This is a genomic window from Actibacterium sp. D185-2 (assembly GCF_054954595.1).
Genome location: NZ_JBPWNX010000002.1, coordinates 292,564 through 309,187 on the forward strand (window position 1 = coordinate 292,564; position 16,624 = coordinate 309,187).

A 16,624-nucleotide genomic window follows, 5' to 3' on the forward strand; every position below is an offset into this window, starting at 1 on the left:
ATTTGTGCAAGAGGCACCGCGCCGCAACAGGGCCGCGCGGTGCGAAAAACGGCTACCACTTATAGGTCATGCCGATGGCGAATTCATCCTGCACCATCCGAAGCGAGATCGGCTGGCCGAAGCCCGGCGTCTGGTTCGCGCCGTTCTTGTGGGCCTCGAACGCATGGGTGTAGGAACTGGTAAGGCCCCAGCTCGCGTTCAGTTTGTAGCTGGCTCCGACCGAGGCGTGCCATTGCGGCGTGGCCGGCGCCAGGGTGTTGAACAGCACTTCGTCGCCTTCGGTGAAGCTGGTGGCATAGCTGACCCCGCCGCGCAGCGTCAGCTTGGGGCTGTGCCGCCAGATTGCGCCGACCCGGATCACATCCATGTCGTCCCAGCCGAATCCGGGGCCGTCATCGGCACCCAGCGGGGTGGCCAGAACCGCGCCGCTATTGGCCAGCGCCGGGATGTCGCCATAGAAAATCCGCTGATACTCGGCGGTCAGGGTCAGCCTGGTGTTGGTGGGCGGGGTATAGGCCGCACCGAGCGTGGCCACGGCGGGGATGTCGAAGCCGCCCTGTTCGGCGAACAGGCCGGAATATTTATCGAATTCCTCCATGTCCATCTGGCTGCGATAGGCTGCGCCGAAGCTCCATTGCGCGTTCGGTTCCCACAACAGGCCCATATTCAGGCCATAGCCTTGCGACCAGTCATCGCCGTTATTGGTGACATTCGCCGGGTCGATCGACGATGCGGCAAAGGTTTCCAGCCCGGTCGCGCTGAACCGTTGCAGCGCGAAAACCGGCGCGATGCCGAAGGACAGCTGATCGGTCACCTGATAAGTGTAGTTCACCGACAAGAAGACCTGCTCCAGGCTGACACCCAGCGGGGCGCTGCCGCCCAGGGGCGAGAACGGGTTGGACTCGTACTCGGTGTTCATGCCGCCATTGCCGAAGATGAACAAGCCAAGCGCGCTCCGCTCGTTCAGGGTGAAGTTCGCGCCGCCGCAGGGGATGAAGAACACCGAATTCTCGCTGTCATAGGTGCCGGGGATCAGCGGCCCGGCGCCGCCCACATCGAAACTGCGGTCCGGTGCGAAGGTGGTCAGGCAGAACCCGGCCTGATTGCCCACCTTCATTCCCATCGCCGGGTTTTGCGCCAGGCCCAGAACGCCGGTCGGCACCGCGACGCCCGCGCCGGCCATGCCTTTCGATCCGCCGCCATAGCCGTTGGCAATATAGCCGTTGGTTGCCTGTGCCGGGCCGCCCAGGGTGGCCAGTGCGCAGGCAACGGCGCAAAGCTGTGCCGGCGCCGCGCGCCGCACATCGAGATTGATCATTGGTAGTCCTCCCAGTCGCGCAGGTGCATTGATTGCCCTGCTTTTCTTGTATGTGGTGCCGCCGTCCAGCAAGGCCGAACAGCGGCTGTCTCTCTCCCTTCATCCAGATCGACACATTCATATGTGTTGTGTCAACCGTCTTGCACGATGTCGCACTTGACGGGCAGAGCGGCGCAAACTCTCCTTTGCGGCAGCGGGAAACTGACTAAAACCAAGCGCAGGTCCGCGCCACGGCGCGACCCGTGGGCGATGGGCAGGAGCATGGAAATGGCCGATACCGATGACATGCCGGCACGGGCCGGGCGCAAGGGACGCGGCGGCGGCGGGGCCGCGCGGCGGGCTGAACGCCGCGCCATCCGGATCGACACCGCCCGGTTCATCGAGCGCAAGATTCCCAATTTCGAGATGCTGAACGAAGAGGCGCTGGCGATCATCGAGGCCAATGCCGAAACCGTGCTGGAAGAGATCGGCGTGGCCTTCGTGGAAAATCCCGGCGCGCTGGATCTGTGGCGCGCGGCCGGGGCCGATGTGCGCGGCGAGCGGGTGCATATCCCGCGCGGCCTGGCGCGCAAACTGTGCGCCACCGCGCCCGCCCGGTTCACCCAGCACGCGCGCAATCCGGCCCGCAATGTGGAAATCGGCGGTGACAGTCTGGTGCTGGCCCCGGTCTATGGCCCGCCTTTCGTGCGCGATCTGGCCGGCGGGCGCCGCTATGCGACGATGGCCGATTTCCGCACCTTCGTAAAACTGGGCTATATGTCGAAATGGCTGCACCATTCCGGCGGCACCCTGTGCGAGCCCACGGATGTGCCCGTCAACAAGCGGCATCTGGACATGCTGCACGCGCATATGACCCTGACCGACAAGCCGTTCATGGGCTCGGTCACCGAACCGTCGCGGGCACAAGATTCGGTCGAAATGTGCGAGATCCTGTTTGGCCGCGATTTCGTGGCCCGGAACACGGTGATGACCTCGCTGATCAACATCAACTCGCCACTGACCTTCGATGCCACGATGATGGGCGCGCTTGAGGTTTATGCGCGCGCAAATCAGGCCTGTATCGTGTCGCCCTTCATCGTCGGGGGCGCGATGGCGCCGGTCTCGGTGGCGGGCACGCTGACCCAGGTTCTGGCCGAAGTGCTGGCCGGTGTGGCCTATTCCCAACTTGTGCGTCCCGGCGCGCCCGTGATTTTCGGGGCTTTCGTGACCTCGATCGACATGAATTCCGGCGCACCCACCTTCGGCACGCCCGAGGCCAGCCAGATCCTGTACGGCGCGGGACAGCTGGCGCGGCGGCTGGGCCTGCCGTTCCGGTCGGGCGGCGGGCTGTGCGGCTCGAAACTGCCCGATGCGCAGGCGGCCTATGAAACCACGCATACGCTGAACGCGGCGCTTCTGGGCGGGGTGAATTTCATGCTGCACGCCTGCGGCTGGCTGGAAGGCGGGCTGGTCGCCAGCTTCGAGAAATTCGTGATGGATGCCGATCAGCTGGGTGTGCTGCACAAGCTGGCGGCCGGTGTGCCGGTGGATGTGCAGGCCCAGGCGATGGACGCGATCCGCGAGGTCGGGCCGGGCGGGCATTTCCTGGGCTGCGCCCATACCCAGGCTCATTTCAAGGATGCGTTCTGGCGCACCGATCTGCTGGACTACAAACCGTTCGAAACCTGGGACGAGGACGGCGCGCGCGATACGCAGGCGCTGGCCGCGGCCCGGGTGGCGAAACTGCTGGGCGACTATCAGCAGCCCGCCCTGGACCCCGCGATTGCCGAGGCGCTGGACACCTATGTGGCCGAAAAGAAGGCCGCCCAGCCCGACGCGTTCGTCTAACCCTGCGCCTGCCGGGGCGGCTGCGGCATCAGCCGCGCCTCGGCCATCATCGCGATCAGCAGCTCCACATGGCACGCGATCGAATAGGCCGCATCGCCCGCGCGGCGGGTTTCCTCCATCCGTTCCTCCTGTTCCAAAAGCGCGCCCAGGGCCTGGGCCGGCGAGGGCAGCCGCGTCCCCCTGACCAGCCGGGTCAGATCGCGCTCGCGCCGGTAATCGGTCAGGCCGAACCGGGCCGCGCGGATCAGCAGTCGGGGACGGCGCAGCGCCTTCAGAATGGTGATCGGGTCTGTCATGGAAAACACCTCCTGCATGTGTTGGTCATGACAGAATGGCGCAACCACAGCGGGTGTTGCATTTTCGAATGATCCTCCGTTCGGAGGTTTCAGAGAAGTTTATCTTTCCCGGACAATTATAATAAACGGCCCCTATGTTAACGGCTTGGTAACAAACACAACCATAGCGTGTTTTTCGTCAGGTAGGGGCGGCAGGGTCGCAACCGGGCGCGGCCAAGGGGGCAAGGGTGATAGGGCAGAAGATACCGCCATCGGAATTAACCGCAGATCTGCCCGGTTGGGTGTCCGGAACAGTCGGCCTGTACCTGGCCCACACGGTGTGCGGCCATTCAATCCGCGCACTGGCCCGGGCCGAGGGCCGGCATGCCTCGACCATCCTGCGGCATGTGCGCCGCCTGGAGCAGCGGCGCGACGATCCGCTTGTCGATGCCGCGCTTCAGACCCTGGGACGTTCCCTGTTTACCGAAAACGAAGAAGAGGACTGCAACCCGATGACAGCACCGATGCGACATGCAAACCGTCCCGCCGATGAGGCCACCGTCACCCGCGAAGCGCGCCGCATCCTGCGCCGGTTGTGCGAAAGCGGCGCGTTCCTGGCGATCGCGCCGGATCTGGAAAAGGCGGTCGTGCTGAAGGAGAACGACAAGGGCGAAACCACCCGCATCGCCGTGGTGTCCCGCGGCGCGGTCGAGGCCTTCGCGCTGAAGGATTGGATCACCTGCAAGGCGCCGGGCCGGGTCGCGACCTATCAGATCACCCAGGCCGGCCGTGCGGCACTGAAACGGATGCTGGCCGACGACCCGCGCACGGCCCAGGCGGGGTTCGCCGAGGCCTCCGCGCCCTTCGCCGAGCAACATCGTGATTGGGCCGAGCGTTCGGTGATCGACGATGGCGCGGAAGGCCCGCGCCAGATGCGCTATAATCTGGCGGAATCGCCGCTGGCGCTGCTGGCGCGGCGCAAGGACAAGACCGGCGCGCCGTTCCTGACCGCCGATCTGGTGGCCGCGGGCGAACGTCTGCGCGAGGATTTCGAGCTGGCGCAGATGGGGCCACGCATCACCCAGAACTGGGACCGGTTCCTGTCGGGTGGCAGCCGGGGCACGTTCAATGGTGGCGGTCAGGCCGACGGGCCGCGCGCCGCGCGCGACCGGGTGGCGGCGGCGCTGCGCGATCTGGGGCCGGGGCTGGGCGATGTGGTGTTGCGCTGCTGCTGCTTTCTGGAAGGCATGGAAGCCGCGGAAAAGCGCATGGGCTGGTCGGCGCGGTCGGGCAAAGTCGTGCTGCGTATCGCGTTGCAGCGGCTGCGCCGGCACTATGACGACCATGCCGGACCGGGCCGTGACATGATCGGCTAGGACCGGGCCGTTCAGCCGCCCACGATTACCCCGACCAGGAACGCCACGATGGCGCAGACCCCGCCGACCAGCACGGTTTCCCCGACCGCGCGTCCCAGCCGCGTGCCCGTGGCGTTCCCCCGCAACAGCCCCAGAATGATCAGCGCGCTGATCGTGGCCAGACAGGACAGCTGAAAGGTGGTCGTGGTCGGCTCGTACAGAAAATAGGGGATCAGCGGCAGCACCCCGAAGGTGATGAAGGACAGGAAGGTGACCAGCCCGCTCAGTGCGGGCGTGTCGGCATCGGGGTGCGACATCCCGGCCTCGTACCGCATGATCATCTCGGCCAGCAGCTTGGGCTGGCGCGCGATCAGGGCGCTGGCCGCGTCCGCGTCGGTCGAACTGAGCCCGCGGTCGCGCAGCAGCCCGGCCAGCGTGGCCTGCCCGGTGCGCGACTCCCGCGTCAGCCGCTGCATCAACGCCGCGTGTCGCCCGTGATACAGGTCGCGCCGCGCGCGCGAGGACAGAAATTCGCCCAATCCCATCGACACCGCATCGGCAAAGAGGTTCGCCAGCCCGAACAGCAGCACCGCAAGGCTGCCGATCTGCACCACGCCCTCGGCCTTGGCGCCGGCAAAGCCCGCCACAATGGCGAAGGTGGTGACAATGCCGTCATTGCCGCCAAAGACGATCTGTTTGAGAAACTCCTGGGTGTGGCCCAGCGTCCGGTTCGCCATGGGAATCTCCTTGCGGTGGCTGGGTGGGGACACACGGCTTATGTACGATAGCGGTTGCCGCAGATGACTGGAACAGCAAAGGGCGCCCGGTGCCCCGGACGCCCTGAAAACTGTGTCATGCCGGTTTCCTATTGCGCGGCGGTCACCTCGGTTTCTTCGGTGACCGGAATGGCATTCACGTCACTGTCCGACGCCGCATCCGCCGCGCGCACACCGGCGGCATAATCGGGATGCACCTTCGCCAGCACCGCCAGCCAGCGTTCCTTGACCGGGGTCGAGCAGGGACCGAAGGCCGCCGCCATGTTGGAATGCAGACGCGCCCGTTCGCCATCCGACAGCAGATTATACAGCGCACGCGGCTGAACATAATCGGCGTCCTCTTCGTGCTGGACATATTTGTCGGCATCGCCCGAGATTTTCAGCGGCGGTTCGGCCACGGATGCGTCCGGCTTGGCGCTGTCGGCGTATTGGTTCGGCTCGTAATAGGCATCGATGTTGCCGGTGCGCTGGCCGATGAAATTCATCGCTCCGTCCTTGTGATAGTGATGCATCGGGCATTTCGGCGCATTGACCGGCAGCGTTTCGTAATGGGTGCCCAGCCGGTAGCGATGCGCATCGGCATAGCTGAAGACCCGCGCCTGCAGCATCTTATCGGGGCTGAAGCCGATGCCGGGGATCTTGTTCGACGGGCTGAAGGCCGCGTTTTCGATCGTCTGGAAATAGTTGTCGGGGTTCTTGTTGAATTCCAGCACCCCCACCGGGATCAGCGGGTAATCGGCATGTGGCCAGACCTTGGTCAGATCGAACGGGTTATAGGGTACCTTCTCGGCGTCGGCCTCGGGCATGACCTGGATGTTCAGCTCCCAGCGCGGGAAATCGCCGCCCTCGATCGCATTGAACAGATCTTCCTGAAAGCTTTCGCGCGTCTTGCCGATCAGGGCCTCTGCCTCGGCGTTGGTGTAGTTCTTTATGCCCTGCTGGCAGCGGAAGTGGAACTTGACCCAGACCCGTTCGCCATCGGCATTCCACATCGAATAGGTGTGGCTGCCATAACCGTGCATGTGCATCGGATTCACCGGAATACCGCGATCCGACATCAGGATGGTGACCTGATGCACCGATTCAGGCTGCGCCGCCCAGAAGTCGAACATCGCCTCGGGCGAGCGCATGTTGGTCTTGGGGTGGCGTTTCTGGGTGCGGATGAAGTCGGGAAACTTGATGCCGTCGCGGATGAAGAAGACCGGCGTGTTGTTGCCCACCATATCCCAGTTGCCGTCTTCGGTGTAGAATTTCACCGAAAAGCCGCGCACGTCGCGCTCGGCATCGGCGGCGCCCATCTCACCGGCTACGGTGGACCAGCGCGACAGGATTTCGCAACTGTTGCCGACCTTTTGAAAGATTTTGGCGCAGGTATACTGGCTGATGTCATGGGTCACGGTGAACACGCCCTGTGCGCCCCAACCCTTGGCATGTACCACACGCTCGGGGATACGTTCGCGGTTCTGATGGGCCAGTTTTTCGATCAACTGGTAATCGTCCAGCAGAACCGGGCCGCGCGGGCCGGCGGTTTTCGATGTGTCGTTGCTGGGAACCGGCGCACCGGCGGATGTGGTCAGGCGTTTGGTGTCAGTCATGGTTGCCTCCCTGAAATGAATTTTGGCAAGGCCGAGTGTGACTGATATCCGTCATAAATAGAAATTGTATTATATTACATATACGATAATAAAAACCTATGAATATTACATTGAAACAACTTAGCTACTTCTTGGCGTTGGCCGAGGCGCGAAATTTCGGCCGCGCGGCCGAGGCGGTGCATGTCAGCCAGCCCGCGCTGTCGGTCCAGATCAAGGAACTGGAAACGCAGCTCGGCGCGCAACTGGTCGAGCGGCAGCCGCGTCAGGTGGTGCTGACCCCGGCCGGACACGAGCTGCTGCGCCACGCGCAGGTGATCATGAACGAGGTCCGGGCGCTGCAACTGTCGGCGCGCTGGCAGCGCGGCCTTGCGGGCAAGCTGACGCTGGGTGCGATCCCCACGGTGGCGCCTTATCTGCTGCCGGTGGCGCTGCCGCTGTTGCGCACCCAGAACGTGACGCTGGAGTTGGGCGTGCGCGAGGCCCGGACCGAACGCTTGCTGGAAGAACTGGGCGAGGGCCGGCTGGACGCCGCCATCATCGCCATCCCCAGCCACCTGGATCACCTTGTGGAAGAGCCGCTGTTCGAGGACCGCTTTCTGCTGGCCGGATCGGCAGTTCAGCTTGCGGCTTTTGATGACCGGGCCGACGGGCTGCGCCCGACCGCGCTTGACCCCGATCGGCTGCTGCTGCTGGAAGAGGGGCACTGCCTGGCCGATCAGGCGCTGGAGGTCTGCGCGCTGAAACGGTCGCAGACCCGGGTCGATCTGGGGGCATCGTCGCTGGCCACGCTGTGCGGGCTGGTGGCCGAAGGTTTCGGGATGACCTTCCTGCCGGAGATCGCGCTGAAATCGGAAACCGCGGGGGCGCCCGGTCTGGCGTTGCGCCGGTTTCGCGGCGAAGAACCGCACCGCACCATCGGACTGGTCCGCCGCCGGCTGTCGCGCGATGACGGGTGGTTCACCGAACTGGCCGCGTTACTGCGTCAGGCGGGGCAGGGGCTGGTACAACAGGCGCGCCGGGCGTTTCCACCCGGCGCGTGATTGCAGGGGCTCAGGCGTTGTCTTTGAGCCAGGCCAGAACAGTCTCGGGCGACGACACGCCGTAAGGGTCTTCGCCGTGGTTGTCACACAGGCCGGGCTCTTCGAACCATGCCTCGATCACGCCGTCGTTGATGACGGCGGCATAACGCCACGAGCGCATCCCGAAACCCAGGTTGTCCTTGTTGACCAGCATGCCGACGCGGCGGGTGAACTCGCCCGATCCGTCGGGGATGACCTTGACGTTCTTGATGCCCTGGGCTTCGGCCCATTTGTTCATCACGAAGCTGTCGTTGACCGACATGCAGTAGATCGCATCGATGCCCTGCGCCGCGAAATCCGCGAACCCGTTCTCATAGCCCGGAAGCTGATAGGTCGAGCAGGTGGGCGTGAACGCGCCCGGCAGCGAGAACAGCACGACCCGCTTGCCGGCGAAGTAGTCGGCGGTGGTCTTGTCTTCCCATTTGAACGGGTTGGACCCGCCGATGCTGTCGTCGCGGACACGGGTGTGGAAGGTCACGTCGGGAAGGCGATATCCTGGGGTCATGATGCTGATCCTGCTGTTTCAAATTCAAAAGCCCGCAAGCTTTGCCGCATAAGCAAAGCCGCGTTGCTGCATGTGTTAGAACGATTCCAGATTCTGTTCAATCTTTTCGGTAAGTATTTCGGTAAGGTATTCCGCCGGGCCCGTGGCCGCGCAAATCGGGCGTTACATTTGCGGCAAAGAGCGCTAAGTAAAGGGCAACAAAGAGGTCTGTGATGCGCGATCTGAAAATTCCCGAACAACGCCACCCCGAAAAGGCGCACCGCCCTTCGACCGAGCGGCTGCGCAAGCCTGACTGGATCCGGGTCAAGGCGCCCGGCTCGCAAGGCTACCGCGACACCCACAAGATCATGCGCGAGCACAATCTGGTCACCGTCTGCGAAGAGGCCGGTTGCCCGAATGTGGGCGAATGCTGGAGCCAGGGCCACGCGACCATGATGATCATGGGCGAGATCTGCACCCGCGGCTGCACCTTCTGCAACGTCGCCACCGGCCGCCCCGACGCGCTGGATGTATTCGAACCTGGCCGGGTCGCCGATGCGGTCAAGAAACTGGGGCTGAACCATGTGGTCATCACCAGCGTGGACCGCGACGACGTGGCCGATGGCGGGGCCGAGCATTTCGCCCAGACCATCCGCGCCGTGCGCCGCCAGGCCCCCGGCACCACGATCGAAATTCTGACCCCCGATTTCCTGAAATGCGACCCGCAGGTGCTGGATGTGGTGGTCGCCGCCAAGCCGGATGTGTTCAACCACAATCTGGAAACCGTACCCGGCCTCTATCCCACGGTGCGCCCGGGCGCACGCTATTTCCACAGCCTGCGTCTGCTGCAGCGGGTGAAAGAGATCGATCCGGCGATGTTCACCAAATCGGGCATCATGGTCGGCCTGGGCGAGGACCGCCAGTCGGTCCTGCAGGTGATGGACGACATGCGCGCGGCGGATGTGGATTTTCTGACCATCGGGCAGTATCTGCAACCCACGCCCAAGCACCACGCGGTGGACCGCTTCGTGACGCCCGAGGAATTCAAGGCCTATGAACAGGCCGCTTACGGCAAGGGTTTCGGGATGGTTTCGGCTACGCCGCTGACCCGGTCGAGCTATCACGCCGGCGACGATTTCGCGAAACTGCGCGCCGCACGGCGAAAGAAGCTCGGGCTGGGATGAACCGGTCGCTGCGGTGCGGTGCGCCCGGCCTGATCAAATTGCGCGCCTGCGGCGCACGACATGCGTTTGATTGGGGCGCTGCCCCAAACCCCGGGATATTTCGCCCAAAGCAACATACGAGGGGATTCCCTTCCAATTGCTTTGGTGCAAATATCCCCGCCGGAGGCACAGCGGCCCGCAGGGCCGCAAATCAATGGCTTGCGCCGCAGGCGCGCCGGTCGGGCGCAGGGCTTTGCATGATCTAGTTGCCGATGCGGTACCCGGAACCCATGTCCGGGGTCAGCCAGTCGGGCCAACCCACCAGCCGCTCGATCCCGAACAGCACCAGGCACAGCGCGATCACCGCCAGCACCAGCTTGACCCGCTTTTCGCTGGGCGGGCGCCGGCCCCATCGGGCCATTCGCAGGAAGGGGCGCATGTTCATGCGGTAAACCTGACTTTGCCGATATAGGGCAGGTTGCGGTTTCTCTGGGCATAGTCGATGCCGTAGCCCACCACGAATTCATCGGGGATCTCGAATCCGGTCCAGGTGGCGCGCACCGGCACCTCGCGGCGCGCGGGTTTGTCGAGCAGGGCGCAGACTTCGAGCCGGGCGGGCGCGCGTCCCTTCAGCAGATGCAGCACATGCGACAGGGTGTGGCCGGTATCGACGATATCCTCGACCACCAGTACATCGCGCCCGGCGATCTCGCCGCGCAGATCCTTCAGGATCCTCACCTCGCGCGAGCTTTTCGTGGCATTGCCGTAGGAGGAGGCTTCGAGGAAATCCACCTCGACCGGCAGGTCCAACTCGCGCACCAGATCGGCGATGAACACGAACGACCCGCGCAGAAGCCCGACCACCACGAGCTTGTCGGTATCGGCGAAATGGCCGTGGATCTGGCCTGCCAGCACCTCGATCCGCGCGGCGATGGTTTTGGCCGAGATCATCTCGTCTATGACATAAGGTTTGCTCAAGTTGCGCGTGTCCCTTGTGCTTTGTCGGTTTCGGGGGCGGGCCGCCGGAACATCTGTTCGGGCCAGTCCAGTCTCCAGTTCAACTTGTGGATTGGACTCTTGTCCAGCAGATGCGGCACGAATTCGATGAATTCGGACCGAGAGGACGTGCCGAACGTCTGACCGACCAGTTGCGGCAGCAGGGCCGAGCGTTTGGGGACGGCCTGCCATATTCCTTGGGCCTCAGGATTCGTGTCGACCAGATACTGAAACAGGTAATGGGTGCTGAAATACAGATGATAGGGATATTGGCCACCGCGCGCCGGATCGACGCTCCAGACCGGGTCGGCCTGGGCGTTCTGGTGCCACCAGCGGTGAATCCGCCGCCGTTTTGACGGTATGAGGCGCCGCCGTTTCGAGGGCATGTTCAGCGTGTGGTCGATCTGCCAGTGCTGAATCAGTAAATCCAGCCACATCCGGGGCAACGGGTTGCCGGGTTTTGCGGCCATCAGCCATGTGGACAGCGGCCGATCTTTGCCGGGCCGCGCCGGGGTGAAGAAGCCGGCGGGTTCCAGCAGCGGCGGCAGCCAGTCGCCGGGCGGGCAGGTCGGCAGAACCGTGGCATCGATCCAGACCCCGCCATGCTCGCTCAGAAGCTTGAGCCGCAACAAGTCAGATTTCGTCTGGATGCTAAGGGGCCTGTCGGCCAGGCGGAGCTGCGCCATGTGGCGTTCCAGATCGGCCCCGTCCAGAATTTCGAGTGTCCCGGGGGGCAGGTAGTCCTCCCAGCGGGCAAGGACATTCTGAACAACCGGGGGCGCCGCATCACGGGGCGTATCCCAAAGCATAAAATGACGCATGTCGCCTGCCTAACACCAAGTTGACGCGCCGGGGAAGACATTTGTGCCACCCGGCAAGGCGGTCGCGCGCCCGTGCGGCATAACGGCTTGTCACCGCAGGAAACACCCATTATTTCGCGCCCCATGCCAAGCCATTCCGAGATCCGCACCCTGCCATATTCCGCCGCTCAGATGTACGATCTGGTGGCCGATGTCGCGTCTTATCCACAGTTCCTGCCCTGGACCGCCGCCGCGCGCATCCGTTCGCGCACGCCAGTCGAGGGCGGCGAAGTGATGGAGGCCGATCTGGTCGTGTCGTTCAAGGTGTTCCGCGAGCGTTTCGGCAGCCGCGTGACCCTGTGGCCCGAGGCGCGTCGGATCGACACCGAATATCTGGACGGGCCGTTCAAGCACATGAAATCGACCTGGGCCTTTCGCGATCTGCCCGAAGGTGGCTGCGAGGTGGATTTCTTCGTCGATTTCGAATTCCGAAACCGGGTGCTACAAGGTGTGATCGGCGTGGTGTTCAACGAGGCGATGCAGCGCATCGTCCGGGCGTTCGAGGCGCGCGCGCAGGCGCTTTACGGCTGAGGCTGCAGCGCGCGGATCATCAGCGACAGCGCATGCTCGACCGTGGCGCGGCGTACATTGGCGCGGCCCAAGGCGCCGAACTCCACCGTTTCGGTGGTGGTGGGGCGGCCTGTGATCGCCAGGCCGAAACAGACCCGGCCCTCGGGTTTGTGTTCTGACCCGCCGGGCCCGGCGATTCCGGTGACCGATACGGCCAGTCCGGCCGTGGATCGGGCCAGCGCGCCCTCGGCCATCTCTGCCGCCACCTGTTCGGACACCGCGCCATGGGCGGCCAGCGTGTCGGCGCGCACCCCCAGCATCTGTTGTTTGGCAGCGTTGGAGTAGGTCACGAAGCCGCGGTCGAAACTGTCGGATGATCCCGCCACATCGGTCATCGCGCCGGAAATCAGCCCTCCGGTGCAGCTTTCGGCGGTGGCGATCATTATACCGCGCGCGCGGGCCAAATCCAGCAGCGTGGTGGCAGGGCCCAGTGTCATCGCATCAAGACCCCGTGATAAAGGCCCGCGGCCAGAAACACCCCTATCCCGGCGAAAACGCCCGCGATCAGATCATCCAGCATCACCCCCGCCGTGCCGCTGCGCCGGTCGGCCCAGCCCACCGGCCCGGGTTTCCAGATGTCGAACAGCCGGAACAGCACAAACGCCCCGACCCAACCGGGCCAGGGAAAATTCCAGTTGTCCAGCCCGGCCATCCAGAACCCGAGCGAGGGCGCGAGCATTGCCAGCCACTGGCCGGCGACCTCGTCGATGACGATCTCGGACGGGTCCTTGTCGTCGCGCCCGGCAATGTCGCGCCCCACCGCCCAGAAGCCCAGAACGGTGACTGCGACGGTGGCCACGGCCAGCAGGGGAAAGCCCCCCAGCCCGTGGATCAGCAGCGCCAGCGCCACCGCCACGGCGGATCCCCAGGTGCCCGGCGCCGGGCGCAGCCGGCCGACATAGAAGAAGGTGGTCAGGAAACGGATCATGCTTTCACCAATGTTGCGGTTGCCAGGGCGGCGATGCCTTCCGCGCGGCCGGTGAACCCCAGCCGCTCGGACGTGGTGGCCTTGACGCTGACGCGGGTCGGGTCGAGCCCCATGATCCGGGCCATTTCCGCTTTCATCGCAGCGGCATGGGGGCCGATCTTCGGGCGTTCGCAGATCAGGGTGACATCCGTGTGGGTCACGGTAAAACTGTGGTCGCGGGCCAGCGCCACGGCATGTGCCAGAAAGATATGGCTGGCCGCGCCCTTCCATTGCGGGTCGGAGGGCGGGAAGTGCTGGCCGATATCGCCCATGGCCAGCGCGCCATAGATCGCATCCGTCACCGCATGCATCCCCACATCGGCGTCGGAATGGCCTTTCAGCGCGTGGCTGTGCGGGATGGTCACGCCACACAGGGTCACGCTGTCGCCCTCTTCGAAGGCGTGCACGTCGAACCCGTTTCCGGTGCGGATATCCATGTCAGCCCCCTGCAGCAGCCGTTCGGCGCGGGCGAAGTCGCCCGGATGGGTGATTTTCAGGTTGTCCTCTTCGCCCTCGACGATCCTTACGTCAAGCCCCGCGGCCAGTGCCACCTCGACATCGTCGGCCGCGTGACCGGCATATCCAGCATGGGCGGCCCGGATTGCCGCCAGGCGAAAGCCCTGCGGCGTCTGCGCCCGGAACAGCCCGTCGCGCGGATGTGGGGCCAGAACCCGGCCACCCGCGCCATGCCACAGCGCATCGGTCACCGGCAGGGCCGGGGCCGCGCCCGGCGCATGGGCCAGCGCCGCGATCACCCGGTCGATCAGCGCCGCACTGACCAGCGGCCGCGCCCCGTCATGGATCAGCACCGTGTCGCAGCCGTCCGACAGCGCCGCCAGACCGGCCTGAACCGACGCATCGCGCGTGGCCCCGCCGGGCACATGGGTCACATTGCCGGCCAGCGCGCCCAGGGCGGCGCTGAAAAGCGCGTCATCTTGTGGATGGGTCACCACAACGATCTGTCCGATGGCCGGATGGGCAGCAAAAGCGGCGACTGTCCGGGCCAGGACGGGCTGTCCGCGAAGCATCTGGTATTGCTTCGGAATCCCCCCCCCGGCGCGGGTGCCGCGCCCGGCGGCGACGATGATGGCCGCTGTCTGCATCCTTGCTCCGCAAATCCGTTGCTTTCCCCGTGTATGTGCTGCCGCGAGGCAGGGCAATGGGGCAGATCGCCCGGTGCGGTTGATTAAAAAACAGGCAAACAATGTTTCGCTATCATCAGACGCGTGGGCGCGATTGCCTTTTGGGCTTTACGGGGTTAGTCGGACACTAATTGCACAAGGATTGAGCATTTGGCCATTCAGGTGGCAGATATCGCCCTAGACCCGCCCGTTTTCCTGGCGCCACTGGCCGGGATCACGGATCTTCCGTTTCGCAACCTGGTCTCGTCTTTCGGGGCCGGGCTGGTGGTGAGTGAAATGGTGGCAAGTCAGGAAATGGTGCAGGCCAAACCCGGCGTGCGTGAACGGGCCGAACTGGGGTTCGGTCTGGACAATACCGCCGTGCAGCTGGCCGGGCGCGAGGCGCATTGGATGACCGAGGCCGCCCGCATGGTCGAGGCCAACGGCGCCCGGATCATCGACATCAACATGGGCTGCCCGGCGCGCAAGGTCGTCAGCGGCTATTCCGGCTCGGCCCTGATGCGCGACCTCGACCATGCGCTTGGCCTGATCGAGGCGGTGGTCGGCGCGGTCTCGGTGCCGGTCACGCTGAAGACCCGGCTGGGCTGGGACGATGCGCTGCTGAACGCGCCCGAACTGGCCCGGCGGGCCGAGGCGGCGGGCATTTCTATGATCACGATCCACGGCCGCACGCGCTGTCAGTTCTACAAGGGCGCGGCCGACTGGGCGGCGATCGCGGCGGTGAAACAGGCGGTGTCGATCCCGGTCATCGCCAATGGCGATATCGTTGATGCCAACAGCGCGGCGCGCGCGCGTGCCCTGTCGGGCGCCGATGGCGTGATGGTGGGGCGCGGCGCGCAGGGGCGGCCCTGGCGGCTGGCCCAAATCGCATCGCGGCTGTTCGGCACGCCCGCACCGCAGGTGCCTGCGGGGGCGGCGCTGGCCGATATGGTGGCGGGCCATTATCAGGCGATGCTGTCGTTTTACGGCACCACGCTGGGCGCCCGCGTCGCGCGCAAGCATCTGGGCTGGTACATGGACGAGGCGGGCACGCCCGCCGCGCTGCGCCGCGCGGTGCTGACCGAATCCGGCCCCGACCGGGTGCTGACGCTGCTGCCGGCGGCGCTGGCGCAAAGTGAAAGGCGGGCCGCATGAAGCCCCGGCAACGCGATATCGTCTGGTCGGCCTTGCCGGTGCCTGCGCTGATTCTGGACGGCGACAACCGGATCTCGCAGATCAACCCGGCGGCCGAGGAGTTCATCAATACCTCGATCCGGTCGGTCAAGGGCGCGCAGGTCTGGGAAAAGCTGACCATCGCTGCGTTGCTGGGCGAAGCCTTCGACCGGGTGCGGCTGAACCAGTCGGAACTGGTGATCAACGATGTGGAGGTGTCCGGCCCGAACCGGAATCCGGTTCAGTGCAACATTCAGATCGCGCCACTGGACGAATCCGAAGGCACGATCCTGATGCTGATCTCGCCGCGCGACATCGCCGAACGTCTTGGCAGGGCGCAATCGTCTAAATCGGCGGCGAAATCGGCGATCGGCATGGCCGAGATGCTGGCGCATGAAATCAAGAATCCGCTGGCGGGGATCACCGGCGCGGCGCAGCTTTTGTCTATGAGCCTGACCGATGACGATCTGAAACTGACCGATCTGATCGTCGCCGAAAGCCGCCGCATCGTGAAGCTGCTGGAACAGGTCGAGCAATTCGGCAATCTGCGCCCGCCCGAAACCCGGCCGGTGAATATTCACGACCTGTTGGACCGGGCCTGCAAATCGGCCGCGGTCGGCTTTGCCGCGAACATGAAGATCATTGCGGAATACGATCCCTCGTTGCCATCGACGCTGGCCGATGGCGATCAGTTGCTGCAGGTGTTCCTGAACCTGCTGAAAAACGCGGCGCAGGCGGCGCAGCGCTCCGGGGTCGGAGAGACGATCCGCATCCGCACCTTTTATGACCAATCTCTGCGGCGGCGGCGCGAGGACGGCTCCGGGCTGCGCGTACCGCTTCAGGTCGAGATCATCGACGACGGCCCCGGCCTGCCGCCCGAGATCGCCAGCGAGATTTTCGAACCTTTCGTTTCAGGCCGCGAGAACGGCACCGGGTTGGGGCTGGCCCTGGTGTCAAAGATCATTTCGGACCACGACGGGCTGATCGCGGTGGAATCGGTGCCGGGGCGCACCGTGTTCCGGATTTCGCTGCCGGTGGCCCCGAAGGAGAAGAAGACATGAAACC

General features: G+C 64.7%; 18 protein-coding genes. 7 read left to right on the plus strand and 11 right to left on the minus strand.

Annotation, left to right across the window (positions count from 1 at the left end; all coding sequences use genetic code 11):
* Window positions 1-52: 52 nt before the first annotated feature.
* Window positions 53-1,318, minus strand: a complete 1,266-nt coding sequence (locus tag ACSR1C_RS04965) for an OmpP1/FadL family transporter (RefSeq protein WP_460258234.1) — start codon at window positions 1,316-1,318, stop codon at window positions 53-55.
* A gap of 267 nt (window positions 1,319-1,585) precedes the next feature.
* Here ACSR1C_RS04965 and ACSR1C_RS04970 point away from each other — a divergent pair, with 267 nt between their 5' ends.
* The gene (locus ACSR1C_RS04970; RefSeq protein ID WP_460258235.1) at window positions 1,586-3,145 is read left to right on the plus strand and encodes a trimethylamine methyltransferase family protein; all 1,560 of its coding nucleotides are present in this window, start codon (window positions 1,586-1,588) and stop codon (window positions 3,143-3,145) included.
* Here ACSR1C_RS04970 and ACSR1C_RS04975 read toward each other — a convergent pair.
* Window positions 3,142-3,441 carry a DUF6477 family protein gene (locus tag ACSR1C_RS04975; RefSeq protein WP_460258236.1) on the minus strand — a complete coding sequence of 100 codons (300 nt, stop codon included), beginning with the start codon at window positions 3,439-3,441 and terminating at the stop codon, window positions 3,142-3,144. The two genes, ACSR1C_RS04970 and ACSR1C_RS04975, sit on opposite strands and share 4 nt — an antisense overlap.
* Window positions 3,442-3,722: 281 nt before the next feature.
* On the opposite strand from ACSR1C_RS04975, the gene ACSR1C_RS04980 reads away from it, so the two are divergent.
* Window positions 3,723-4,796 carry a DUF6456 domain-containing protein gene (locus tag ACSR1C_RS04980; protein WP_460258237.1) on the plus strand — a complete coding sequence of 358 codons (1,074 nt, stop codon included), beginning with the start codon at window positions 3,723-3,725 and terminating at the stop codon, window positions 4,794-4,796.
* Window positions 4,797-4,807: 11 nt separating this feature from the next.
* Here ACSR1C_RS04980 and ACSR1C_RS04985 read toward each other — a convergent pair whose 3' ends face one another.
* Entirely contained in the window at window positions 4,808-5,512 is a 705-nt protein-coding gene (locus ACSR1C_RS04985; RefSeq protein WP_460258238.1) for a VIT1/CCC1 transporter family protein, read from the minus strand.
* Between the two features lie 128 nt (window positions 5,513-5,640).
* On the minus strand, window positions 5,641-7,146 hold the full coding sequence (locus tag ACSR1C_RS04990) for a catalase (protein WP_460258239.1): 1,506 nt from the start codon (window positions 7,144-7,146) through the stop codon (window positions 5,641-5,643).
* Window positions 7,147-7,244: 98 nt separating this feature from the next.
* Between ACSR1C_RS04990 and ACSR1C_RS04995 the strand changes: the two genes are divergently transcribed.
* The gene (locus ACSR1C_RS04995) at window positions 7,245-8,186 is read left to right on the plus strand and encodes a LysR substrate-binding domain-containing protein (RefSeq protein ID WP_460258240.1); all 942 of its coding nucleotides are present in this window, start codon (window positions 7,245-7,247) and stop codon (window positions 8,184-8,186) included.
* 10 nt (window positions 8,187-8,196) lie between these two features.
* Here ACSR1C_RS04995 and ACSR1C_RS05000 read toward each other — a convergent pair whose 3' ends face one another.
* Window positions 8,197-8,730, minus strand: a complete 534-nt coding sequence (locus ACSR1C_RS05000; RefSeq protein ID WP_460258241.1) for a redoxin family protein — start codon at window positions 8,728-8,730, stop codon at window positions 8,197-8,199.
* A gap of 212 nt (window positions 8,731-8,942) precedes the next feature.
* Between ACSR1C_RS05000 and lipA the strand changes: the two genes are divergently transcribed.
* Complete coding sequence (gene lipA / locus ACSR1C_RS05005) at window positions 8,943-9,893, plus strand: lipoyl synthase (protein ID WP_460258242.1); 951 nt, start codon at window positions 8,943-8,945, stop codon at window positions 9,891-9,893.
* A gap of 241 nt (window positions 9,894-10,134) precedes the next feature.
* Here the strand turns inward: lipA and ACSR1C_RS05010 are convergent, their stop codons facing one another.
* Genes ACSR1C_RS05010 through ACSR1C_RS05020 form a run of 3 tightly spaced genes read right to left on the minus strand, consistent with a single transcriptional unit; the run spans window position 10,135 to window position 11,689 of the window.
* Entirely contained in the window at window positions 10,135-10,317 is a 183-nt protein-coding gene (locus ACSR1C_RS05010; protein ID WP_460258243.1) for a hypothetical protein, read from the minus strand.
* Window positions 10,314-10,823 (minus strand): hypoxanthine phosphoribosyltransferase, encoded by a 510-nt coding sequence (hpt, locus tag ACSR1C_RS05015; protein WP_460258569.1) that lies wholly within the window; start codon window positions 10,821-10,823, stop codon window positions 10,314-10,316. Before hpt ends, ACSR1C_RS05010 begins: the two co-directional genes overlap by 4 nt.
* A gap of 23 nt (window positions 10,824-10,846) precedes the next feature.
* A complete protein-coding gene (locus ACSR1C_RS05020) occupies window positions 10,847-11,689 on the minus strand; it encodes a capsular polysaccharide synthesis protein (RefSeq protein WP_460258244.1) in 843 nt (280 codons plus the stop codon).
* A gap of 123 nt (window positions 11,690-11,812) precedes the next feature.
* On the opposite strand from ACSR1C_RS05020, the gene ACSR1C_RS05025 reads away from it, so the two are divergent.
* Window positions 11,813-12,259, plus strand: a complete 447-nt coding sequence (locus tag ACSR1C_RS05025) for a type II toxin-antitoxin system RatA family toxin (RefSeq protein WP_460258245.1) — start codon at window positions 11,813-11,815, stop codon at window positions 12,257-12,259.
* Here the strand turns inward: ACSR1C_RS05025 and ACSR1C_RS05030 are convergent.
* Genes ACSR1C_RS05030 through ACSR1C_RS05040 form a run of 3 tightly spaced genes read right to left on the minus strand, consistent with a single transcriptional unit; the run spans window position 12,250 to window position 14,368 of the window.
* Window positions 12,250-12,735, minus strand: coding sequence for a CinA family protein (locus ACSR1C_RS05030; RefSeq protein ID WP_460258246.1), 486 nt, complete (start codon window positions 12,733-12,735; stop codon window positions 12,250-12,252). The genes ACSR1C_RS05025 and ACSR1C_RS05030 overlap by 10 nt on opposite strands.
* The gene (locus ACSR1C_RS05035) at window positions 12,732-13,226 is read right to left on the minus strand and encodes a phosphatidylglycerophosphatase A family protein (RefSeq protein WP_460258247.1); all 495 of its coding nucleotides are present in this window, start codon (window positions 13,224-13,226) and stop codon (window positions 12,732-12,734) included. Before ACSR1C_RS05035 ends, ACSR1C_RS05030 begins: the two co-directional genes overlap by 4 nt.
* Window positions 13,223-14,368 carry a bifunctional 2-C-methyl-D-erythritol 4-phosphate cytidylyltransferase/2-C-methyl-D-erythritol 2,4-cyclodiphosphate synthase gene (locus ACSR1C_RS05040; RefSeq protein WP_460258248.1) on the minus strand — a complete coding sequence of 382 codons (1,146 nt, stop codon included), beginning with the start codon at window positions 14,366-14,368 and terminating at the stop codon, window positions 13,223-13,225. The genes ACSR1C_RS05035 and ACSR1C_RS05040 overlap by 4 nt, the downstream gene beginning before the upstream one ends.
* 189 nt (window positions 14,369-14,557) lie before the next feature.
* Here ACSR1C_RS05040 and dusB point away from each other — a divergent pair, with 189 nt between their 5' ends.
* Together dusB and ACSR1C_RS05050 are read left to right on the plus strand one after the other, a co-directional pair.
* Window positions 14,558-15,541: a tRNA dihydrouridine synthase DusB gene (gene dusB / locus ACSR1C_RS05045; RefSeq protein WP_460258249.1), complete on the plus strand. Its 984-nt coding sequence runs from the start codon at window positions 14,558-14,560 to the stop codon at window positions 15,539-15,541.
* On the plus strand, window positions 15,538-16,620 hold the full coding sequence (locus ACSR1C_RS05050) for a two-component system sensor histidine kinase NtrB (protein WP_460258250.1): 1,083 nt from the start codon (window positions 15,538-15,540) through the stop codon (window positions 16,618-16,620). Before dusB ends, ACSR1C_RS05050 begins: the two co-directional genes overlap by 4 nt.
* Window positions 16,621-16,624 lie beyond the last annotated feature (4 nt).